The sequence below is a fragment of the Streptosporangium sp. NBC_01810 genome, assembly GCF_035917355.1.
Taxonomy (GTDB): Bacteria; Actinomycetota; Actinomycetes; order Streptosporangiales; family Streptosporangiaceae; genus Streptosporangium.
In genome coordinates, this window is sequence record NZ_CP109070.1 from 4984492 (window position 1) to 5007616 (window position 23125).

Here is a 23125-nt window from a genome sequence, read left to right on the forward strand (position 1 = left end):
TCACCCGGCGACGGCCAGGGCGATCCAGAGTTCGGCGCGGGCCGCCGGGTCGTCGAGATCACGGCCGACGAGTTCGGCGACCCGGCGCATGCGGTAGCGCAGGGTGTGCCGGTGCACCCCGAGCCGCTGCGCCGCCGCGTCCCAGTGGCCGTTGCAGTCCAGGTAGACCCGCAGGGACTCCAGCAGGTCGGCGCGCGAGCCGTACTTTCTGAGCGGGGCGAGCAGAGCCGAGGAGAACGCCGCCGCCGCGCCGGAGTCGAGCAGGGCGAGCAGTCCCTGGCCCGCCAGGTCGGCGAAGCGCATCACCGGCACCGCGCCGCGCCTGGCCGCGGCGAGCGCCCGGTCGGCCTGGTCGAGTCCGGTACGTAGATCGTCGAGGCCCACGGAGTCGCCGACCCCGACGGGGCCGTGCTCGCCGAGCGCCGCGGCCACGGCACCGGCCCCCGAGGCCGGGACGAGCAGGACCACCCGGTCACCGTCGGCGGCCGCGAACGCCTCGCCCGCGGTCTCCAGCACGGCCTCCGGCTCACCGGCGCAGGCGAGGACCACCAGGGGGCCTGCGGGAAGCCGCTCCCCCAGCCGCTCCAGCGTCTCGCACCCGGCGTCCGGCTGCCCGGCCAGCAGCAGCCGCAGCACCGCCGAGCGGACCCGGCGCTCGGCGGCCAGGTGCTCCCTGCCGTGCTCGACGGCGAGCGTCAGCAGGGATCCGGCGGCGTTGACCACGGTGTGCGCGACCGGGGTGAAAGGCCGGCCGAGGCCGACGGCGAGGAATCCCCTGACGCGGCGGGCCCCGAACGGTTGCACGATGACGTTCTCCTTGGGCGAGGAGAGTGCCACGCTCGCGGGCGCGCCACGGTTGCTGACCTTTCTCAGCCGCTCCAGCTCGGGGCCGAGGCCGTCGGCGGCTCCAGCCGACCCCCTGCCCGCCGCATGCCGCACGCCCCCCGCCTCGTCGAGCAGGATCGCCCAGCCGTCCAGCTCGCGGGCCAGCCGGTCGATCACCGCGCGAGGCCCCTCGGGGCGCAGGGCGGCGCGGGTGAGGCGGCCCTGGGCGGCGAAGGCGCGGCTGAGCTCGTCGTACTGCTCCGCGGCGAGCAACTCGCTGACCGCCTTGCCGATGGCGACGAACGGGGTGTCGCGCGGCACCTCAAGCAGCGGCAGCCCCGCCCGCGTGGCAGCCTCCACCAGTTCCCCGGGGATCGTCTCGTGCCCGAGCCCGACACCGAATCCGAGGCCGGCGACTTCCCTGCCGACCAGGCGCTCGACGTAAGGCCCGGCGTTGCCCGCGTCCAGGCGCATGCCCGTGGTGAGGACCAGCTCCCCACCTTCAAGAAAGGGGGTGGGATCCTCCAGCTCGCTGACCGCCACCCATCGCACCGGCCGGTCGAGCGCGTCCCCTCCGGCGAGCACGCCGAGCCCGAGCGGCGGTCGTCGTACGACGGTGCGCAGCGTCGGCGCCACACCCACCCCCATTTTGTACGTTACGTCCAGTGTCCCCCATCAATTTTGCCATAGTGCATCATCGGCACACCGACATCCGCGACATACCTTCACATCATGAGCACCGTCACCGAGGGCGGCCCCTCGCTTCCGCAGGAACGCCGCATCGTCACCGAGATCCCCGGCCCGAAGTCCCGTGAGCTGTTCGCACGTAAGCAGGCCTCGGTACCACCGGGTATCGGCACCACGCTGCCCGTCTTCGTGACGCATGCCGGAGGCGGTGTCGTCGTCGACGCCGACGGCAACTCCCTGATCGACTTCGGTTCCGGCATCGCGGTGACCAGCGTCGGCAACGCCGCCCCGCGCGTCGTCGAGCGGGTGCGCAAGCAGGTCGCCGACTTCACGCACACCTGCTTCATGGTCACACCGTACGAGTCGTACGTGCAGGTCGCCGAGAAGCTCAACGAGATCACCCCGGGCGACCACGAGAAGCGCACCTTCCTGCTCAACAGCGGCGCCGAGGCCGTGGAGAACGCGGTCAAGGTCGCCCGCCAGGCCACCGGCCGCCAGGCGGTCGTCGTCTTCGACCACGGCTACCACGGCCGGACCCTGCTGACGATGACGCTGACCGCCAAGAACATGCCGTACAAGCACGGCTTCGGCCCGTTCGCCCCCGAGGTCTACCGGATGCCGCTGGCCTACCCGTTCCGCTGGCCCACCGGCCCGGAGAACTGCGCCGAGGAGGCCGCCGCCCAGGCGATCGACCAGATCGCCAAGCAGATCGGCGCGGAGAACGTCGCCGCCGTGGTGATCGAGCCGATCGCGGGCGAGGGCGGCTTCATCGAGCCCGCCAAGGGCTTCCTGCCGAAGATCGCGGAGTTCTGCCGGGAGAACGGCATCGTCTTCATCGCCGACGAGGTCCAGACCGGCTTCTCCCGCACCGGCGACCTGTTCGCCTGCGAGGACGAGGGCATCGTGCCCGACATCATCGTCACCGCCAAGGGCATCGCGGGCGGCCTCCCGCTGTCCGCGGTCACCGGCCGGGCCGACCTCCTGGACAGGGTTCACGTGGGCGGGCTGGGCGGCACCTACGGTGGCAACCCGCTCGCCTGCGAGGCGGCGCTGGGCGTGCTGGAGACCATCGAGGCCGACGACCTGACCGGAAAGGCCCGCCGCATCGGCGAGACCATGCTCCCCCGGCTGCGCGCCATGGCGGAGCGGAACCCGATGATCGGTGACGTACGCGGCCGGGGGGCCATGATCGCCATCGAACTGGTGGTCCCCGGCACCAAGGACCCGCACCCCACGGCGGCGGGCGAGATCGCCAGGAGGTGCCACGCCGAGGGCCTGCTCGTGCTGACCGCGGGCACCTACGGCAACGTGCTGCGCTTCCTGCCACCGCTGGTCATCCCCGACCACCTGCTGGAGGAAGGCCTCACGATCCTGGAGAAGGCCATAAGCGAGGTCTGACGGTTTAGACCCCACCAAATAGGGCACCCGGCTTGATGCTGAGTGCCCTATTTGCCGTTATACGGCCTGCATGTAGGCCGTGATTTAACCACCGCTTGACACCTACCACAGCGATCACGGGCCGTGACCGCGTTATAACGGTTCCGATATGAAAGTGCGCGATCACGACAGGGAACGTGTCGACATCCTCCCCACGGCCGAGCCGCGGGAGAGAACCAGGGGTCTCCACGCTGGAGGGATTTAAGATGAGTTGGCGGCCGGCTGGCACGGCACACGTCACGATGACCTTCGATCCCGAGGGACTGACCCGCCCCCAGTGCGAGGGCGACGCCTGCGTGGCCTGTCACAAGAAGTGGCCCCGCCCGCGCATCAGGATCGGCCGCCTTCCCGATGGCAACGCCCTCTTCGCCTGCCCCGAGTGCGCCGAGGCACTGCTGCCGCAGCAGGACGACACCCACTCCCTCCCCCGGCGCGTGGCCTTCTCCTAGGGCTCCGCCCGGCCGGAACAGCCGGCACAGCCGGAACGGCGACGGCCAGGAAGGGGACGCCTCACTCTCCCGGCTCGTCCCTCGCGGCCTGTCGGGGCGCAGCCGGAACGGTGGTCAGAAGGGGACCCGGTGCGTCAGGCCGACAGGAGAGCGGGGGTGGCCTGGTCGCGCATGCCCCACGGAGAGCCGTAGGCATTGAGCAGTTCCAGGAAGGGCACCGCGTCGAACGCCTCGGGGCCGAGCACCCCGGTGCCCGACCAGGCGCCGGTGGCCAGCAACTCCAGGGCGACCACCGGGTGCACCGCCGTCTGCCAGACCACGGCCTGGCAGCCGTACTCCCGCATCGACCACTCGTTGTCGACCACGTGGTAGAGGTAGACCTCGCGCGGCTCCCCGTCCTTGCCCACGCCCTTCACCCAGGTCCCGGCGCAGGTCTTGCCCCGCATCCGGTCACCGAGCGTGGCCGGGTCGGGGAGGCTGGCCGCGACCACGTCGCGCGGTGAGGTCTCGACCCCGCCTACCTTGATCTTGCCCACCCGATCCAGGCCCAGCTTGTGCAGGGTCTTCAGGACTCCGATGAACTCCTCGCCGAGACCGTACTTGAACGTCACCCGCCTGGCGTCGATGTAGCGCGGCACGAGGAGCACCTCCTCGTGCTCGACGTTGACGCACTCGACGGGCCCGATCCCCTCGGGGAAGTCGAACACCTCGGGCTCGCTGAACGGCTCGGTGGTGTGCCAGTCGCCGTCCTCCCAGATCACCGGCGGATTGAGGCACTCCTCGATGGTCGTCCAGATGGAGAAGGTCGGCGCGAAATCATAGCCCTCGACCACCAGGTTGGAGCCGTCGCGGACACCGATCTCCTCGATGCTCTCGAAGAGGTGCTCGGCGGCGTAGCGCGCGAACACGTCGGCCAGCCCCGGTTCCACCCCCATGCCGACCAGCGCCAGCCCGCCCCGCTCCCGCCATGCCTCGCCGAGGGCGAACTGCTCGTCGCCGAGCTTCACACCGGTCAGCTCGTACGGTCTGCGGGGATGGGGGCGCGACAGCGACATCGCCATGTCGAGGTAGCGGGCTCCGGCGTTGAGCGCCGCCTCGAACAGGGACATGGTGAAGCGGGGGTCCACCGCGTTGAAAAGCACATCGCAGCGGTGCTCGGCGAGGGCGGCCTCGACCGCCGCCCGGTCGGAGGCGTCCAGCTCGATGGCGCTGAAACGCGGATCCGCGATCCTGGCCACGACGGCGGCGGCCCGGTTCTGTTGAGAGTCGGCGACCACGATGTGTTCGAAGAAATCTCGGCGTGCGGCGATCGGGACGACGGCGGAGCCGACGCCGCCCGCTCCAACAAGAAGGATTCTCATGGCGGCTAGCCTACCCACTGACTGGTCGACCAGTCGACATTAAGAGCATGATTTTCCCACTGAATCCATCGCCAAAGACGATCAAAACAACGAAAATCGAAGCCCGTTACCGGAAATGCAGACATAGCAGATCGGGCCGGCCCGCACATCGCGTTCCGCCCCCGACGGCCGTGCGTGGCCTCAGCCGGAGATCTCGGTCTTTCCGGGCTCTGCGGACGTCAGGAGCTTCTTCCAGCGTTCCGCCCAGTCGGCGTAGTCGGTGCACTCCCCGCCCAGGCCGCCGCAGTCCCTCGCCGGGCGAGCGGCGAAGAGGACGTCGCGCAGCCGGCGGTTGTCACGCACCTGGTAGACCTCGCACATCCGGCGACCGCGCCCGTCGCACGCCTCCGGGTTGGCCGGGGCGAGACCGGTCCAGGCCGCGGCGGGGCGCTGTGCCCGCGCCGAGCTCATCCAGCTCAGCCACCGGTAGGCGCAGTTCGGGCTGGCGGGCCTGGCCGCGAGCATCCACGAATCGACCCACCCCGTCGCCGGGACCCCCTTCAACGCCTTCATCGGCCGGCCCGCGCGCCGGAAGAGGTCCAGGTGGTAGGGCAGGACCTGGGCGATCCGCACCTGCTCCGCCGACAGTGCCCTGACCAGGTCGAGCGAGCCGTCCCAGTAAACCCGGTCGGCCCCTTCGCCCTCGGCGAGAAGCCTCACCGCGGCGTCGAGCTGGGCGGGGGTGAGCTGGAACGGATCCTTGATCTTCAGCTGGGGGCGCGTCTCCCTGAGGGCGAGCGCGGCGTCGGCGATGCTCAGCGGGCTGTTCCTGATCGCCGCCGAGGCCTTCCCGTACAGGGCCAGGGGCCCCTGCGGGCCGTTCCCCTCGCGGATCACCTGGTTCACCCCCCACAGGTAGGGGATGCCGTAGACCTTGCCGTCCTCGCGCAGGCCGGGCAGCTCGCGCAGGCGCTTGGGGATCCGCCTGTAGTCCGCGACCAGCGCGGTGTCGAGCGGCGCCACCTTCCCCTGCGCCACCAGCAGACCGGCCAGGTCGGGGGCGGCCGAGAGCACGTCATAGCCGCCCCGGGCGAACCTGGCCGCCATCTCCTCGCTGGTGCGGACCCGGTCCAGCTTGACGACGCAGCCGCTCTCCCGCTCGAAGGGCGCCAGCCAGTTGACCCGCGAACTGGCCCCGCCGTACTCGACGTACCCCTGGAACGTGAGCACCTGGAGCACGCCCTCGCCCTTGCCGATGGACGCCGACGGCGCTGGGCTGGAGGTTGCGGCGGAGGTCGCCCTGGACTCGGAGCCCGGCGTCGCGACGGGAGCGGCGGAGGGCGTGCCGGAGGGCGTGGGGCTCCGCACCGGCCGGGTCGCGCTCGCGGCCCCCACCTGGGTCAAGGTTGCGAGCACCAGGCCGCCCGCCCCCAGCAGTGTCCCGAGGCGTGCGCGACGAAACCTGTCCCTGCCCACGAGGCCCACGAGGTTTCCTCCCGACGTCGCCACCGATCTGCCCGGGAGCCTACCGGCCATCCCCGGCCTCCGCGGTCCGTTGGACGTGCGTGACCCGGCCCCCCTGCGGTTCCCGCAGGCCGGGCACGCGCCGGGGCACGTGTGAGGCCCGCGCCCCGGCAGGAGGGGCGCGGGCCTCACGGTTCAGGGGCCATCGGCCGTCGACGACACACCTGGCCAGGCGGAGCCGGCCCGTCGGTGGTCGGTACAACTAGCCGTTGGTGGGGAAGCCGAGGTTGACGCCGCCGTGGCTCGGGTCGAGCCAGCGGGAGGTGACGACCTTGCCCCGGGTGTAGAAGTGCACGCCCTCGGTCCCGTGGACATGGGTGTCGCCGAAGAGCGAGGACTTCCAGCCGCCGAAGCTGTAGAAGGCCATCGGCACCGGGATCGGCACGTTGATGCCGATCATGCCGACCTCGACCTCGTTCTGGAAACGCCGGGCCGCGCCGCCGTCGTTGGTGAAGAGCGCGGTGCCGTTGCCGAACTCGCCGCCGTTGATCAACTCCAGGCCCTCCTCGTACGAGGAGACCCGGACGATCGCCAGAACCGGACCGAAGATCTCCTCGGTGTGAACCCGCGAGCCGGCCGGCACGTGGTCCAGGACCGTGGGCCCCAGCCAGAAGCCGGGGGCCTCCTCGGCGGCGGCGCCGCCCAGGACCGGGGTCCTGCGGCCGTCCACGACGAGCTTCGCACCCTCGGCGACGCCCAGGTCCAGATAGGAGACGACCTTGTCGCGGTGGACCTCGGTGACGAGGGGCCCCATCTGGGAGGACGGGTCGTCGCCGGGACCGACGGTCAGCTCCGAGACCCGGGAGACGATTCTGTCGACCAGCTCGTCGCCGACCGGGTCCACGGCCAGCACGACGGAGATCGCCATGCAGCGCTCACCGGCCGAGCCGAAGCCCGCCGACACTGCGGCGTCGGCGACCAGGTCGAGGTCGGCGTCGGGCAGCACCAGCATGTGGTTCTTGGCGCCGCCGAGCGCCTGGACCCGCTTGCCGTGACGGGTGCCGGTCTCGTAGACGTACCTGGCGATGGGCGTGGATCCGACGAACGAGATCGCGCGCACGTCCGGGTGCTCCAGCAACCGGTCCACCGCCGTCTTGTCGCCCTGGACGACGCCGAAGACGCCGTCCGGCAGCCCGGCCTGCTTCCAGAGCGAGGCCATCAGCAGCGATGCCGAGGGGTCCTTCTCCGACGGCTTGAGGATGAAGGCGTTGCCCGCGGCGATCGCGATCGGGAACATCCACATCGGCACCATGGCCGGGAAGTTGAACGGGGTGATCCCGGCGACCACGCCCAGCGGCTGGCGGATCGAGTAGGAGTCGACCCGGGTGGAGACGCCCTCGGAGAAGCCGCCCTTGAGCAGGTGCGGGATGCCGCAGGCGAACTCCACGACCTCCAGGCCGCGAGCGACCTCGCCCAGCGCGTCGGAGTGGACCTTGCCGTGCTCGGCGCTGATCAGCGCCGCGATCTCGTCGCGGTGGGCGTACATCAGCTCGCGGAAGCGGAACAGCACCTGCGAGCGCTTGACCAGCGAGGCGTCCCGCCAGGCGGGCCAGGCCGCGACGGCGGCGGCCACGGCCGCGTCGACCTCGTCCACCGAGGCGAGGTGGACCCGCCCCGTGACCTCTCCGGTCGCGGGGTTGAAGATCTCGGAGGTGCGACCGGAGCCCTCGACGGGGCTCCCGCTGATCCAGTGGGTGACGTTCTTCACGAGACGACCTCGGCATTGATGGTTTCGAGTACACCGACGATGATTCCGAGGCCTTCGGCGGCCTCCTCCATGGTCAGGGTGAGCGGCGGGGCCATACGGAGCACGTTGCCCCGCAGCCCGCCCTTGCCCGCCAGCAGGCCGGCCTTCCTGCTCTCCTCCATGAAGCGGTTGGCGAGCGCCGGGGAGGGCTCGCCCGTCGCCGGGTCGACCAGCTCGACGGCGAACATCAGCCCCCTGCCGCGGATGTCGCCGACGACCGGCAGGCGCGGCGCGGCCTCGCGGAGCCCATCGATGATCAGGGCGCCGGTCCTGGCGGCGGAGGCCTGCAGGTCGTGGTCGAGAACGTAGTCCAGGGTGGCGTTGGCCGCGGCCATGGAGAGCGGGTTGCCGCCGAAGGTGGCCAGCCCGACGGCGTGGAGGTTGTCCATCAGGTCACCGCGGGCGACGACGCCGCCCACCGCGAAGCCGTTGCCCAGCCCCTTGGCGAAGGTCATCATGTCGGGCGTGACGCCGTGGTTCTGAATACCGAAGAAGGCCGAGCCGGTACGGCCCCAGCCGGTCTGCACCTCGTCGGAGATGAACAGGATCCCCTCGGAGTCGAGGACCTCCTTGTAGGCGGCGAACAGCCCGTCGGGGGCCATGGTGAAGCCGCCCACACCCTGGATCGGCTCGGCGATCAGCGCCGCCACGTCACTGGAGACGGCGGTGGAGAGCACGTGGCGCAGGTCGTTGACGCAGGCCTCGATGTAACCGGCGTCGGACAGACCGCGGAACTGGGTGAGGTGCCGGTCGGCTCCGTGCAGGAAGTGCACGTTCAGCGGCGACAGCGAGCTGTTCTTCCAGGAGCGGTTGCCCGTGACGCCGATCGTGCCGAAGGAGCGGCCGTGGTAGCTCTGCCGCATGGCGAGCACCTGGTCGGACCTGCGCGCGTAGGTCGCCAGCAGCAGCGCGGTCTCGTTGGCCTCGGTACCGGAGTTGGTGAAGAAGACCTTCGCGTCCTGGATGCCGGAGAGCCTGGCGATCTTCTCGGCCAGCTCGACCTGGCCGCGCAGCAGGTAGACGGTGGAGGTGTGCACGACGCCGGTGGCGAGCTGCCGCTCCACGGCCTCCCGCACCTCGGGCACGTCGTACCCGATCATGTTGGTCAGGATGCCCGCGAAGAAGTCAAGGTAGCTCTTGCCCGACGCGTCGACTACCCGGTTGCCCTTGCCCGAGACGATCTCGATGGGCTCGTCGTAGTAAAGGGCCAGCCAGTTGGGCATTACCGCGCGATGGCGCGCAAGGAGGTCCGACATACATCGAGTATCGCCGCTCGGAGCCACCTACTCATACCATCAACATGTCGTCAGATAGTCACCAAACCCATCACACTGTCAGATCAGCGCGCCCACGTCGCCGAGCCGGCCAAACCCCCCTCAGCCCTCAGCCTTCACCAGGTCGGTGTCCGAAACGGCCGTGGCCACAGGTGCGGGCCGCAGCACCAGGAACGCCAGCGTGGCGGCGGCCAGGGTGAAGGCGAGACCCACCCAGGAGCCGAACGACATGGCGGAGACGAACGCCTCGCGCGCGGTCCCGATCACCCCCGGATCCCCCAGCCTCAGCGCCTCCCCGATCGACCTCCTGGCGGCGGCCGGGGCGTCCGCGGGCATCGACGAGGTGTAGACCCCGGCCAGCACGCTGCCCAGCACGGCGATGCTCAGCGCCATGCCGACCTGCTGGACCGTGTCGTTGAGCGCCGACCCGACACCGGCGTGCGCGGGCGGTACCGCGCCCATCAGCGTCGCGTAGGCCGCGGGACCCGCCAGCCCCCCGCCGACTCCCATGAGCATGAGACCGGTGATCAACGTGCCGTACCCGGTGTCGGCGGTCATGAAGGCGAGTACCCCGAAGCCGGACGCCATCACGGCGAGGCCGACGGCGACCAGCACCCGGTTGCTGACCTTCTGTCCCAGCCCGGCGCCGACCCCGTTGAACAGCGCGGCGGCCACGGCGTACGGCAGCAGCGCGAGACCGGCCTGCATGGGACCGTAGCCCAGCACGAACTGCAGGTACTGGGTGAGCATCAGCAGCAGCGCGCCCGTGCCGAACGACATCAGCACGATCGAGAACGAGGCGCCGCTGAAGTTCCGGTCGCGAAACAGCTCCAGCGGGAGCATCGGGTGGTCCGACCTGAGCTCCCAGATCACGAACGCCCCCAGCGCGACCACCGCCACACCCGCGGCGGCCAGCGACTCCGCCGAACTCCAGCCCGCCGTCGGCGCGGAGATGACCACGTAGACCAGTGCGCTCATGCCGACCGTGGACAGCACCACGCCGACCGGGTCGAGCCGCCTGGCCGGACCGCGTGACTCGGGCATCAGCAGCACCGCCGCGATGACGGCGACGATCGCGACGGGCACGTTGAGCAGGAAGATCGATCCCCACCAGTAGTGTTCCAGCAGGAAACCGCCCAACGTGGGACCGGCGATCACACCGACCATGGCCACCGCGCTCCACGCGGCGATCGCCTTACGGCGCTCCTCCTCGTCGAAGACGGTGATCAGGATCGACAGGGTGCTCGGCATCAGGATGGAGCCGCCGACGCCCATCAGCGCGCGGGCGCCGATCAGGTGCCAGGGTTCGGTGACCAGCACGGCGACCAGCGAGGCGCCGCCGAACAGCACCAGGCCGATGATCAGGAAACGCTTACGGCCGTAACGGTCCGACAGGCTGCCCGAGGTGAGCAGTAGCCCGGCGAAGACCAGGACGTAGGCGTCGATGATCCACTGAATGTCCGCGGGAGTGGCTCCCAGGTCGACCATCAGGGCCGGGATGGCCAGGTTCAGGACCGTGTTGTCCACCACCAGGACCAGCAGGCTCAGACAGAGCACTCCGAGGATCCACCAGCGCCTCGGATCGCGTTCGACTCGTACAGCGTTCGATTTCACTCGCACACTGTACGACAAGCTCGTACGGCGTACTACCAGATTTATGCTTGAAGCGTGAAACAGCACTTCAGCTCCGTCTGGACACGCGAGCCGCGCACCACCAAGAGCCCGGGGCTCGGCCGCGCCCAGATCGTGCGAGAGGCGATGGCACTGCTCGACAGCGAAGGGCTGGACGCGCTGAGCATGCGCCGCCTGGGCGCCAGGCTCGGCTCGGGGGCCACCAGCATCTACTGGCACGTGGCCAACAAGGACGAACTGCTGGAACTGGTCCTCGACGAGGTCTACGGCGAGCTCACGGTCCTGGACGTCCAGGAGACCACCTGGCGCAACTCCGCGGCCTCCTTCGCCTACAGCATGCGCCAGATACTCTTCACGCACCCCTGGGTGATCAACCTCATCGGGACCGTCCCCGGCATCGGCCCCAACGCGATACTGCTGATGACCCGGCTGGTCGCCACCTTCGACCACGCCGGCTTCCGCGGCCTCGACCAGGACTACGCGGCCTCGACGCTCATGGCCTACGTGGCCGGGGTCACCACGCCCGAGCTCTCCTGGCGGACCATGATGGAACGGACGGGCCTCGACTCCAACGAGCTGAACTCGGCACTCCAGCCGGCGGTGGAGAAGGCCGCGGCCGGCCACCCCGATCTGGCCGCCCGCTACATCGAGTTCAGGAACATCGACGTCGACACCACCAGGGCACTCAACTTCGAGTTCGGCCTTACCTGCCTCCTCGACGGCCTGGAGGCCCGGCTGAACCGCGCGGCCCAGGCTCCGGCGCCGACCCGCGAAGACGGTGTCGCGGGCCCGTTGTCGTAAGGACACGGACGGGAGGTAAGCAGCATGTAAATGGGGGGCCATACGTACTTACAATCTGATCAGATACTCTCTGTGGGTGCTCCCTACTGTCGCCGACGTCCTCGCCCTGGACACCGTCCGCCGGGGCAATCCACAGGTCGTAGCGGGGGCCGACCGGTTGGACAGCCGGGTGCGCTGGGTGCACGTGGGCGAGGTCACCGATATCGCCCACCTGCTACGCGGGGGCGAACTCGTGCTCACCACCGGTATAGCCCTCCCTGACGACCCCGGCAAGCTCGCCAACTATGTCGCCGAACTGGCCGCCGTGGGCGCGTCAGGGCTGATCGTGGAGCTGGGCCGCAAGTTCATCGGGGAGTTACCCCATGCCGTGATCAACGCCGCCGAGGTGCACGGCCTGCCCCTGGTGACCCTGGCCATGGAGACGCCGTTCGTGCAGATCACCGAGTCGGTGCACGCCCGGATCATCGACATCCAGCTGGAGGAGCTCCGCGCCTCCGAGCAACTGCACGAGGTCTTCACCGAGCTGTCGGTCGAGGGCGCCTCCCCCGCCAGGGTGCTCGGCCAGGTCACCCGGCTGTCCGGGCGCCCCGCGATGCTGGAGAACCTTGCCCATCAGGTCCTGGCATGCGACACCGCCGGGCACGACACCGGCACGCTACTGGCCGGCTGGGAGACCCGCTCCCGCGCGGTGGCACCCCAGCCGCGCACCGCCTACGACGCGACCTCCGGCTGGCTGGTCACCGTGGTCGGCGCCCGGGGGCAGGACTGGGGCCGTCTGATCCTGCTCTGCGACACCGAGCCCAGCCCGCGCGACATCGTGCTCGCCGAACGCGCCGCGACCACCCTCGCCCTGGGCCGCCTGCTGGAACGCCACCAGGAGTCACTGGAACGTCAGGCACACGGCACGATCATCACCGGAATCCTGACCCACGCGTACGCGGACCCGGAGGAGGCGGCGGCCCGCGCCCGCGCGGTCGGCGTGCCGCTCACCGGTCGCAGGCTCATGAGCGTGGTGCTGCGTCTGACCGAGGCGGCGGAGAAGCCGCTGGACGGCCAGGAGCAGCTCGCCCAGCTCGCCGAGCTGGGCGACACGGCCGCCGCCGCCTGCCGCGAGGCCCGCCTTCCCGCCCTGATCGGCGCCCTGGACCAGAATCGGGTCGGTGTCCTACTCCCCCTGCCACCGCGTGTCCTCCCCGAGTCCGCGCTGACCTTGCTCGCCGACCACCTGCGCGGGGCCTTCACGACCCCCTTCGTCCTCGCCGCCGGCTCCGTGGTCGAGTCGGTCCGCGACGTGCGGCGGAGTTTCCTGGAGGCCGAGCAGGTCGCCGACGTGGCCGTCAGGCAACCTGACGGCCGCGCTTTCTACCGGCTTCCCGACCTCCGGCTGAGGGGCCTGCTCCACCTCCTGCGTGACGACGCCCGGCTGCAGACCTTCGCCGAGCGCGAGCTTGGCCCGCTGCTCGCCCACGACGCCCAGCGCGGCGGCGATCTCACCAGGATCCTCCGGGTCTACCTCAACGCGGGCCGTAACAAGGCCCTCGCCGCGCAGAGAGCGCATCTGTCACGCCCCGCCTTCTACGACCGTCTCCACAGGTTGGAACGCGTCCTCGACACCGATCTGGACGATGTCGAGTCCTGTCTCTCCCTCCATGTCGCCCTTCTGGCGCTGGAATCCTTTCGGAGAGACAATCCCCGCCCCTGAAAGGTCCCCATGCCCGAGATTCTCGTCCCCGAGCCCGCCGACCTGACCCGGATGATCACCGCTGCCGGGGCGTTCTCCGTCCCCACCGGTGACGTACAACTCTCACCCGACGAGCTGGAACCCGACCAGATCCTGGCGGGCTCCCCGCGCGTTTCGTCCATCGAGCTGTGGTCCTCGCCGGACGGCAAGCAGAGCCGGGGCATCTGGGAGATCACGCCGGGGACCGTGGGCGATGTGGAACGTGACGAGATGTTCGTGGTTCTGTCCGGCCGCGCCACGCTGGAGGTCGACGGGGGTGCCGCCCTCGAACTCGTCCCCGGCTCGGTCTGCCTGCTCGCCGAGGGGGCCAAGACCGTCTGGATCGTCCACGAGACCCTGCGCAAGGTGTATCACAGCATGGGCTGACAGGATCACGGTCGTGGGTCGTACGGAACCTTGGTTCCGTACGACCCACGGCTGTCCGCCCGTTCACCGCGGTCACCGCTTTCCGCGGCGACCGTGTGCGGTGATCTGTCTTTTCCGGGCCTACTGAACCGACTTCGTACTTGAACCAACTGTGTCTGCACTAACCGTGTCTGTCGGATGCGATGTCCATCTGAACGGGGTCATCTGCGCAGATGTGGAGATCCCAGCGGCGCGGACGCGTCAGGATCGCCCCAAGGATGACACCGAGGATCACGCTTGCGATGATCACGATGAGAATGCTCAGCCCCATGACGGCTGCCTCTCGGAAAGATGTGCCGCTTGATCTGAGGAAATGCGGCCTACTGCACCGTAGCGTCGCATTCTCGCTGTCGCAACGAAACGGCCAGGGACTAATCCTTATTGACCAGGACCGTTGACCCGGTCGGGACCGTCACGGGCAGGTGAATTCTCCTGCAGGCAACACGATCTTGCGTGAGTAGCGACACTTTCTTGGGATGTTTCGCGTGTTTCGCTCCCCTTGCCCCGTAGATCTCGGCACGATGGTGCACGAACTCTGAGACCAACGGGGAGAGATATACATGTCGCGACGTCTTGTCGCCGGATTCACGGCCCTGGCACTCACCGCCACAGCGATTCCCGCTGAGGCCGAACAGGCGAGTTCGGGGTTTCCCTCCTCCGCGTTCCCACTGGGTGTGAGCATGGCCACGGTGAAAAACCAGCAGCGTGTGGCACCGGGCATTGATCTTTTCAGCGTGAAGCACGGCAAGTCCACCCAGGGCTGGACAGTCTCCGCCCTCATGCCCAACAGCCACGACAACGGCCGCCTGGACACCGCTCAGACGGTCGCCGAGGCCGTGGAGGCGGCGGGGTTCACTCCCAGCATCCTGCGGATCATGCAGCCCGCCGCAGCGGACGCCCCGGCCGTGGAGCGATACATGGTCAGGATCGGCCTGTGGTCATTCGGCAAGCGAGCCGAGGCCGACAAGGTCGTGAAGGAACTCAAGGAGCAGGGCATCCGGGCCAAGACCGACTATCTCGGCGACGACGGCACCGAGACCACCGGCCCATGGGACATGCGCGTGCTGATGATCGACTCGAAGGTGTTCAAGGGATCCTTCAAGACAAGCGTCGGCAAGAGCGTGGCCAAGCGCGAGAGCACCGGCTCGATGTCGAAACTGACCGGCGCCATCGCCGGGGTCAACGGCGGCTTCTTCAACATCCACACCGCCAAGGCCCTTCAGGGCGACCCGGTCGGTGTCTCCGTGGTGGGCGGCAGGCTGCTCAGTGAGGCCGTGCCCGGACGCAGCGGCCTCGTCATCACCCAGGGCCGCAAGGCCCGGATCACCGAGCTGCGGACCCAGGTCACCGCGATCTCCTCAGACGGTACGAAGGCCGAGGTCAACGGCATCAACCGGGCCGCCGGAACCGACGAGCTCGTCCTCTACACCGAGGAGTTCGGCAGCAAGACGGCCACCGACGGCGGCATCGAGGTCGTCATCGACGCCCAGGGCCAGGTCGTCAAGGTCCGCCAGGCCGGCGGCATCGTCGCCCGGGGCACCTCCGTGCTCCACGGCACCGGCCTGGCGGCCGTCTGGCTCCAGGAACACGCACAGGGGACATGGATGAAGCTGGACACCAAGGTCATCGACCTGCGGACGCAGCGGGCGATACCGCTCACCCCGGATACCTACATCATGGGCGGCGGGGTCGGGCTGGTCCGGAACGGCCGGGTGCGCATCACCGCGGCGGCCGACGGACATGCCTCGATCAACATGATGCTCCGGCGCCACCCACGCACGATGGTAGGTGTCAACAAGTCGGGCGGGCTGATCCTGGCCACAGTCGACGGACGCAACCCGGGTATCTCCGTGGGGGCCTCGATGGTGGAGGCTGCCCAGCTGATGCGGTGGCTGGGCGCCAAGCAGGCCATCAACTTCGATGGCGGCGGCTCCAGCGTGATGGTCGTCGGCCACAAGCCCGTCAACCGGCCCTCGGACGGCGCGGAGCGGACCGTGGGCGACGCTCTCTTCATCACGCCCTGACAGCCAATGGTTCAACGGAGAAGCCCCGGTCCTTGTCGGCCGGGGCTTCTCTCACTTCTCGGTTCTTGATTCTCAAGCGAGCCCCTCCTTTTCGGGGCTTCCCCTGGAAAACATGAAGGCCCCCACCACGAATGGTGGGGGCCCTCACATGAAAAATTGTCCGGCGGCGACCTACTCTCCCACACCGTCCCCGGTGCAGTACCATCGGCGCTGAAGAGCTTAACTTCCGGGTTCGGAATGTAACCGGGTGTTTCCCCTTCGCCATAACCGCCGTAACTCTATGAAACACACAAACACTGTTTGCTGTTTCAGAATTGCATAGTGGACGCGGGCAAGACCTTGATCTGGCGCTGCTCCGGACCCGGCGAAGGGACAGAGCGCTGCACAGATCAAGCATGTTGCTTTGTGGTCAAGTCCTCGGCCTATTAGTACTGGTCAGCTCCACACATTACTGCGCTTCCACTTCCAGCCTATCAACCCGGTCGTCTACCGGGAGCCTTACCCCCTCACAGGGTGGGAGACCTCATCTCAAGGCGAGCTTCCCGCTTAGATGCTTTCAGCGGTTATCCCTTCCGAACGTAGCCAACCAGCCGTGCTCCTGGCGGAACAACTGGCACACCAGAGGTTCGTCCGTCCCGGTCCTCTCGTACTAGGGACAGCTCCTTTCAAGTCTCCTGCGCGCGCAGCGGATAGGGACCGAACTGTCTCGCGACGTTCTAAACCCAGCTCGCGTGCCGCTTTAATGGGCGAACAGCCCAACCCTTGGGACCTACTCCAGCCCCAGGATGCGACGAGCCGACATCGAGGTGCCAAACCATCCCGTCGATATGGACTCTTGGGGAAGATCAGCCTGTTATCCCCGGGGTACCTTTTAGCCGTTGAGCGACGGCGCTTCCACATGCCACCGCCGGATCACTAGTCCCAGCTTTCGCTCCTGCTCGACCCGTCGGTCTCACAGTCAAGCTCCCTTGTGCACTTACACTCGACACCTGATTGCCAACCAGGCTGAGGGAACCTTTGGGCGCCTCCGTTACTCTTTAGGAGGCAACCGCCCCAGTTAAACTACCCACCAGACACTGTCCCTGATCCGGATCACGGACCGAAGTTAGACGTTCAAAACGACCAGAGTGGTATTTCACCAATGACTCCACCACCACTAGCGTGATAGCTTCACCGTCTCCCACCTATCCTACACAAGACGTTCCAAACGCCAATGTCAAGCTATAGTGAAGGTCCCGGGGTCTTTCCGTCCTGCTGCGCGTAACGAGCATCTTTACTCGTAGTGCAATTTCGCCGGGTCTGCGGTTGAGACAGCGGGGAAGTCGTTACGCCATTCGTGCAGGTCGGAACTTACCCGACAAGGAATTTCGCTACCTTAGGATGGTTATAGTTACCACCGCCGTTTACTGGCGCTTAAGTTCTCAGCTTCGCCACACACGTGCGACTAACCGGTCCCCTTAACGTTCCAGCACCGGGCAGGCGTCAGTCCGTATACATCGTCTTACGACTTCGCACGGACCTGTGTTTTTAGTAAACAGTCGCTTCCCCCTGGCCTCTGCGACCCCCACCAGCTCAGAGTGCAAGACTCATCACCAGCGAAGGCCCCCCTTCTCCCGAAGTTACGGGGGCAATTTGCCGAGTTCCTTAACCACAGTTCACCCGATCGCCTTAGTATTCTCTACCTGACCACCTGAGTCGGTTTAGGGTACGGGCCGCCACGACACTCACTAGAGGCTTTTCTCGGCAGCATAGGATCACCCACTTCGCCACAATCGGCTCGGCATCACATCTCAGGATACATGGACCGCGGATTTACCTACGATCCTCCCTACATGCTTACCCCAGGACTACCATCGCCTGGGCTGGGCTACCTTCCTGCGTCACCCCATCGCTTACCTACTACCAATTCAGGCCAGGCGTTCACCCTCACCCCAAACCCGAAGGCTCGGAGGGGTTAAGGACCCTTAGTATCACTGGATTCAGTATTGGCGCATCGTAGCGGGTACGGGAATATCAACCCGTTGTCCATCGACTACGCCTGTCGGCCTCGCCTTAGGTCCCGACTTACCCTGGGCGGATTAGCCTGCCCCAGGAACCCTTGGTCATCCGGCGCAGAAGTTTCTCACTTCTGATTCGCTACTCATGCCTGCATTCTCACTCGCACAGCCTCCACAGCTGGATCACTCCGCTGCTTCACCGGCCGCACGACGCTCCCCTACCCATCCACACACCTAAACCACAAAGGCTCAGTATACGTGTGAATGCCACGACTTCGGCGGTGTACTTGAGCCCCGCTACATTGTCGGCGCAGAATCACTTGACCAGTGAGCTATTACGCACTCTTTCAAGGATGGCTGCTTCTAAGCCAACCTCCTGGTTGTCACTGCGACTCCACATCCTTTCCCACTTAGCACACGCTTAGGGGCCTTAGTCGGTGGTCTGGGCTGTTTCCCTCTCGACTACGGAGCTTATCCCCCGCAGTCTCACTGCTGCGCTCTCACTTACCGGCATTCGGAGTTTGGCTGACGTCAGTAACCTTGTCGGGCCCATTAGCCATCCAGTGCTCTACCTCCGGCAAGAAACACGCAACGCTGCACCTAAATGCATTTCGGGGAGAACCAGCTATCACGGAGTTTGATTGGCCTTTCACCCCTAAACACAGGTCATCCCCCAGGTTTTCAACCCTGGTGGGTTCGGTCCTCCACGCGGTCTTACCCGCGCTTCAACCTGCCCATGCCTAGATCACTCCGCTTCGGGTCTACAGCATGCGACTCAAACGCCCTATTCAGACTCGCTTTCGCTACGGCTCCCCCACACAGGTTAACCTCGCCACACACCATAACTCGCAGGCTCATTCTTCAAAAGGCACGCAGTCACATCACAAACACTCCGAAGAATGTTTACGCTCCTACGGCTTGTAGGCACACGGTTTCAGGTACTATTTCACGACCCCTCACCGGGGCGCTTTTCACCTTTCCCTCACGGTACTTGTTCACTATCGGTCATCAGGGAGTATTTAGGCTTACCAGGTGGTCCTGGCAGATTCACACAGGATTTCTCGGGCCCCGTGCTACTTGGGATCCCCTCCAACAGTCCAACCGATTTCGCCTACCCGACTCTCACGGTCTACGGCGCCACTTCCCAGAAGCTTCGGCTATCGAAAGGATTTCTTACTGTCCGGAGGAACGGCAGCCCCTCCCAGAGGGTCCCACAACCCCGTAAACGCAACGCCTGCCGGCTATCACACGCCTACGGTTTAGCCTGATCCGCTTTCGCTCACCACTACTCACGGAATCACTATTTGTTTTCTCTTCCTACGGGTACTGAGATGTTTCACTTCCCCGCGTTACCACCAACCGCCCTATACATTCAGGCGGAGGCAACACCACATGACTGGTGCTAGGTTTCCCCATTCGGACATCCCCGGATCAAAGTCTGGTTGGCGACTCCCCGGGGCTTAACGCAGCCTCCCACGTCCTTCATCGGCTCCTGATGCCAAGGCATCCACCGTGTGCCCTAAAAAACTTGGCCACAAAGATGCTCGCGTCCACTATGCAAATCTCAAACAACAAACAGCGACCAGACCAGACCCGCCACCAACACCCACCCGGGTCGCACCCACGGTGCGCCACGAACGAGCCGGTATGACAGATGATCGGTCCCGCATGAGGCCCAAACAGACAGCAAGCCCGCCGCAAGCGGGCCCACCTCAAAGTCCGTTTCCTCAGGACCCAACAGTGTGTTCACCCCAGCGAAACCCCGCAACCGCCGTTCCCACTCCCCGGCTCCGAAGAACCAAGGCGGTACTAACCGATCAGCGATCCCGCCGAACCGAATAGCCAGCGCTCCACTAATGAGCGCGCCGTGTGCAGAACATACGCCTGCAGACACGACCTGAACCACGACCACCCGAAGACGACCGCAGCCGATGCTCCTTAGAAAGGAGGTGATCCAGCCGCACCTTCCGGTACGGCTACCTTGTTACGACTTCGTCCCAATCGCCAGCCCCACCTTCGACCGCTCCCCCCAGACAAGCTGGTTGGGCCACGGGCTTCGGGTGTTGCCGACTTTCGTGACGTGACGGGCGGTGTGTACAAGGCCCGGGAACGTATTCACCGCAGCGTTGCTGATCTGCGATTACTAGCGACTCCGACTTCATGGGGTCGAGTTGCAGACCCCAATCCGAACTGAGACCGGCTTTTAGGGATTCGCTCCACCTCACGGTATCGCAACCCTCTGTACCGGCCATTGTAGCATGTTTGCAGCCCAAGACATAAGGGGCATGATGACTTGACGTCATCCCCACCTTCCTCCGAGTTGACCCCGGCAGTCTCCAATGAGTCCCCACCACCCCCGAAGGAGCGTGCTGGCAACATTGAACAAGGGTTGCGCTCGTTGCGGGACTTAACCCAACATCTCACGACACGAGCTGACGACAGCCATGCACCACCTGTCACCCAGTCCGAAGAGGCACCCATCTCTGAGTGTTTCCGGGCGATGTCAAGCCTTGGTAAGGTTCTTCGCGTTGCGTCGAATTAAGCAACATGCTCCGCCGCTTGTGCGGGCCCCCGTCAATTCCTTTGAGTTTTAGCCTTGCGGCCGTACTCCCCAGGCGGGGCGCTTAATGCGTTAGCTACGGCGCGGAAACCGTGGAAGGTCCCCACACCTAGCGCCCAACGTTTACAGCGTGGACTACCAGGGTATCTAATCCTGTTCGCTCCCCACGCTTTCGCTCCTCAGCGTCAGGTAAGGCCCAGAGAACCGCCTTCGCCACCGGTGTTCCTCCTGATATCTGCGCATTTCACCGCTACACCAGGAATTCCGTTCTCCCCTACCTACCTCTAGCCAGCCCGTATCGAATGCAGACCTGGAGTTAAGCCCCAAGCTTTCACACCCGACGTGACAAGCCACCTACGAGCTCTTTACGCCCAATAATTCCGGACAACGCTTGCGCCCTACGTATTACCGCGGCTGCTGGCACGTAGTTAGCCGGCGCTTCTTCTGCAGGTACACGTCAACTTCGTCCCTGCTGAAAGAGGTTTACAACCCGAAGGCCGTCATCCCCCACGCGGCGTCGCTGCGTCAGGCTTTCGCCCATTGCGCAATATTCCCCACTGCTGCCTCCCGTAGGAGTCTGGGCCGTGTCTCAGTCCCAGTGTGGCCGGTCGCCCTCTCAGGCCGGCTACCCGTCGTCGCCTTGGTAGGCCGTTACCCCACCAACAAGCTGATAGGCCGCGAGTCCATCCCCAACCGAAAAACTTTCCACACCCACCCGATGCCGGGAGGTGTCGTATCCGGTATTAGACCCAGTTTCCCGGGCTTATCCCAGAGTCAGGGGCAGGTTACTCACGTGTTACTCACCCGTTCGCCGCTCGAGTACCCCGAAGGGCCTTTCCGCTCGACTTGCATGTGTTAAGCACGCCGCCAGCGTTCGTCCTGAGCCAGGATCAAACTCTCCAAACAATGTCTGAACAGTTGCTCCCGGCTGAAAGCACCCATCTCACATGATGGATGTTCAACCAAAGGAATCCGTCCTCCCACCCCAAAGGGCAGGTCGGACAGGGTTGTGCTTCATGCACTGGCTTTTAACACACTGTTGAGTTCTCAAGAAACGGACGCGTACACCGTCGTCCGCGGACCCGCCTTCGCGGTGTCCCAGACTTCAGGGCGTTCCATTCCGTGTCACCATCTTATCGGATCTGCCGGGCTTGTGTCAACTTGCCGATTTTCCGACCATCGACTCCAACCCGCCGAATCCGCTAGGATTGCGACCACCCTGTTTCCAGGGCAACCCCTCTAACTTACTCCAACATCCGCTTGTCGTCCAATCGGATGCCGTCGTGACGCACGCGTCCCAACGAAGGGAGATGATCAGAAGGAGGGTCCCGAGGCTCTGGCGATCTCCGCCAACCCCCTCGGGCCTGTGAACTCTATGTACGCCACCGGGTCCCGTCAAATCGAAGCGTGCCCTATGCGGACGTGTTTTCCGCCCGTTGGGTAGAGACTCGATATGACGGACCAGAGAGTGTTGCCCAGGGCACTCGTCGTGCTTCTCTGCACCGCAGGTGCCGTGGTCACCCTCGCGGGCATCAAGGAAATCGACTCGATCGTCGGACCGATGCTGCTGGCCCTGGTCCTGGTGCTGGCGGTCTCCCCGGTCAGAACCCGGCTCCACAGGCACGGTGCTCCTGGGTGGGTACTAGTCGCCGTCCCCCTGGTGATCGTGCTGCTGGTACTCCTGGGCATGGTGGCGATCCTGACCGTGGCGATCGCACAGACGGCGGTCCTCGTGCCCACCTACGACAAACAGTTCAACCAGCTCGTTCACGAGGCCCAGCAGCTGGCGGCCAGGCTCGGCATCGGCACACAGCAGATAAACGAGGCGATCAGTTCCTTCTACCCCGGAAAGATCATCGCGTTTGCACAGGAAGTCCTCAGCGGGCTGGTGGGGGCGTTCTCCAGCTTCGTTCTGATCGTCGTCCTGCTCCTGGCCATGTGCCTGGACGCGCAGGCGTTCTCCCGGATTCTCGCCATGGGGGCGGCGCACAGGCCCCTACTCGTCAATGCGCTTCATCACTTCAGCCGTGAGGTCCGCCGTTATCTTCTGGTCTCGACGGGGTTCGGGCTGATCTGTTCCGTGCTGGACGTGGCCGCGCTCTGGATTCTCGACGTACCGCTCCCCCTCCTCTGGGGCGTGCTGGCACTGATCACCAACTACGTTCCCAACATCGGCTTCGTGCTGGGACTGCTGCCGCCCGCCCTGCTCGGCCTCCTGTCAGGCGGGCTCGAAACCATGATCTTCGTGATCATCGCCTACATATTGATCAACTTCGTGGTGCAGTCGCTGATACAGCCCAAGTACCTCGGCGACGCCGTCGGCCTGTCCACGACTCTGACCTTCATCTCGCTCATCCTGTGGACGTTCCTGCTCGGCCCGCTGGGCGCGCTGCTGGCCATCCCGCTCAGCCTGCTGGCCCGCGCGCTGCTGATCGACAGCGATCCCGACGGCGAGTGGGCCGCCGCTCTCATCTCCGGGAACGTCCCCGAGGACGAGCAGCCGGCGGTAGGGCAGGACCAGGAAAAGCCCTCAGACCAGCGGGATCAGGAAAAACCCTCGGACAAGCAGGATCAGGAAAAACCCTCGGAGAAACAGGGGCAAGAAAAGCCCTCGGACAGGCAGGATCAGGGAAAGCCCTCGGACAAGGACGGGAGAGGATCTCCTCCGCCGTAGCCTGAGGC

General features: G+C 66.1%; 14 protein-coding genes and 3 rRNA genes. 8 read left to right on the forward strand and 9 right to left on the reverse strand.

Going from position 1 to position 23125, the window contains the following annotated elements; all coding sequences use genetic code 11:
- Entirely contained in the window at positions 1-1467 is a 1467-nt protein-coding gene (locus OIE13_RS21735; RefSeq protein WP_326828629.1) for a PucR family transcriptional regulator, read from the reverse strand.
- 90 nt (positions 1468-1557) lie between these two features.
- On the opposite strand from OIE13_RS21735, the gene gabT reads away from it, so the two are divergent.
- Complete coding sequence (gene gabT, locus OIE13_RS21740) at positions 1558-2910, forward strand: 4-aminobutyrate--2-oxoglutarate transaminase (RefSeq protein WP_326636914.1); 1353 nt, start codon at positions 1558-1560, stop codon at positions 2908-2910.
- A gap of 245 nt (positions 2911-3155) precedes the next feature.
- Entirely contained in the window at positions 3156-3398 is a 243-nt protein-coding gene (locus OIE13_RS21745; RefSeq protein WP_326636912.1) for a hypothetical protein, read from the forward strand.
- A 134-nt stretch (positions 3399-3532) separates the two neighbouring features.
- Here OIE13_RS21745 and OIE13_RS21750 read toward each other — a convergent pair whose 3' ends face one another.
- Positions 3533-4759, reverse strand: coding sequence for a saccharopine dehydrogenase family protein (locus OIE13_RS21750; RefSeq protein WP_326636910.1), 1227 nt, complete (start codon positions 4757-4759; stop codon positions 3533-3535).
- A gap of 180 nt (positions 4760-4939) precedes the next feature.
- Positions 4940-5977, reverse strand: a complete 1038-nt coding sequence (locus OIE13_RS21755) for an ABC transporter substrate-binding protein (RefSeq protein WP_326828630.1) — start codon at positions 5975-5977, stop codon at positions 4940-4942.
- Here OIE13_RS21755 and OIE13_RS21760 point away from each other — a divergent pair.
- Positions 5961-6359 carry a hypothetical protein gene (locus tag OIE13_RS21760; protein ID WP_326828631.1) on the forward strand — a complete coding sequence of 133 codons (399 nt, stop codon included), beginning with the start codon at positions 5961-5963 and terminating at the stop codon, positions 6357-6359. The genes OIE13_RS21755 and OIE13_RS21760 overlap by 17 nt on opposite strands.
- Positions 6360-6464: 105 nt before the next feature.
- On the opposite strand, the gene OIE13_RS21765 is transcribed toward OIE13_RS21760, so the two are convergent.
- The 3 genes from OIE13_RS21765 to OIE13_RS21775 form a co-directional block, all read right to left on the reverse strand.
- Positions 6465-7970, reverse strand: a complete 1506-nt coding sequence (locus tag OIE13_RS21765) for a CoA-acylating methylmalonate-semialdehyde dehydrogenase (protein WP_326636906.1) — start codon at positions 7968-7970, stop codon at positions 6465-6467.
- Complete coding sequence (locus OIE13_RS21770) at positions 7967-9265, reverse strand: aspartate aminotransferase family protein (RefSeq protein ID WP_326636904.1); 1299 nt, start codon at positions 9263-9265, stop codon at positions 7967-7969. The genes OIE13_RS21765 and OIE13_RS21770 overlap by 4 nt, the downstream gene beginning before the upstream one ends.
- 120 nt (positions 9266-9385) lie before the next feature.
- Complete coding sequence (locus OIE13_RS21775) at positions 9386-10897, reverse strand: MFS transporter (protein ID WP_326636902.1); 1512 nt, start codon at positions 10895-10897, stop codon at positions 9386-9388.
- Positions 10898-10951: 54 nt separating this feature from the next.
- Between OIE13_RS21775 and OIE13_RS21780 the strand changes: the two genes are divergently transcribed.
- The 4 genes from OIE13_RS21780 to OIE13_RS21795 all read left to right on the forward strand — a co-directional run bounded on the left by OIE13_RS21780 (position 10952) and on the right by OIE13_RS21795 (position 15886).
- On the forward strand, positions 10952-11716 hold the full coding sequence (locus tag OIE13_RS21780; protein ID WP_326636900.1) for a TetR/AcrR family transcriptional regulator: 765 nt from the start codon (positions 10952-10954) through the stop codon (positions 11714-11716).
- Between the two features lie 76 nt (positions 11717-11792).
- Entirely contained in the window at positions 11793-13418 is a 1626-nt protein-coding gene (locus OIE13_RS21785; protein WP_326636898.1) for a PucR family transcriptional regulator, read from the forward strand.
- A gap of 9 nt (positions 13419-13427) precedes the next feature.
- The gene (locus OIE13_RS21790) at positions 13428-13823 is read left to right on the forward strand and encodes a cupin domain-containing protein (RefSeq protein ID WP_326636896.1); all 396 of its coding nucleotides are present in this window, start codon (positions 13428-13430) and stop codon (positions 13821-13823) included.
- Positions 13824-14422: 599 nt separating this feature from the next.
- Positions 14423-15886, forward strand: a complete 1464-nt coding sequence (locus tag OIE13_RS21795) for a phosphodiester glycosidase family protein (RefSeq protein ID WP_326636894.1) — start codon at positions 14423-14425, stop codon at positions 15884-15886.
- 158 nt (positions 15887-16044) lie between these two features.
- Here the strand turns inward: OIE13_RS21795 and rrf are convergent.
- From rrf to OIE13_RS21810, 3 genes are all read right to left on the reverse strand, one after another.
- Positions 16045-16161 (reverse strand): 5S ribosomal RNA (gene rrf, locus OIE13_RS21800).
- Between the two features lie 130 nt (positions 16162-16291).
- Positions 16292-19417, reverse strand: a 23S ribosomal RNA gene (locus OIE13_RS21805).
- A 408-nt stretch (positions 19418-19825) separates the two neighbouring features.
- Positions 19826-21349 (reverse strand): 16S ribosomal RNA (locus OIE13_RS21810).
- The 16S, 23S and 5S rRNA genes sit together here, the layout of an rRNA operon.
- A 547-nt stretch (positions 21350-21896) precedes the next feature.
- Here OIE13_RS21810 and OIE13_RS21815 point away from each other — a divergent pair.
- Complete coding sequence (locus OIE13_RS21815; RefSeq protein WP_326828632.1) at positions 21897-23117, forward strand: AI-2E family transporter; 1221 nt, start codon at positions 21897-21899, stop codon at positions 23115-23117.
- Positions 23118-23125 lie beyond the last annotated feature (8 nt).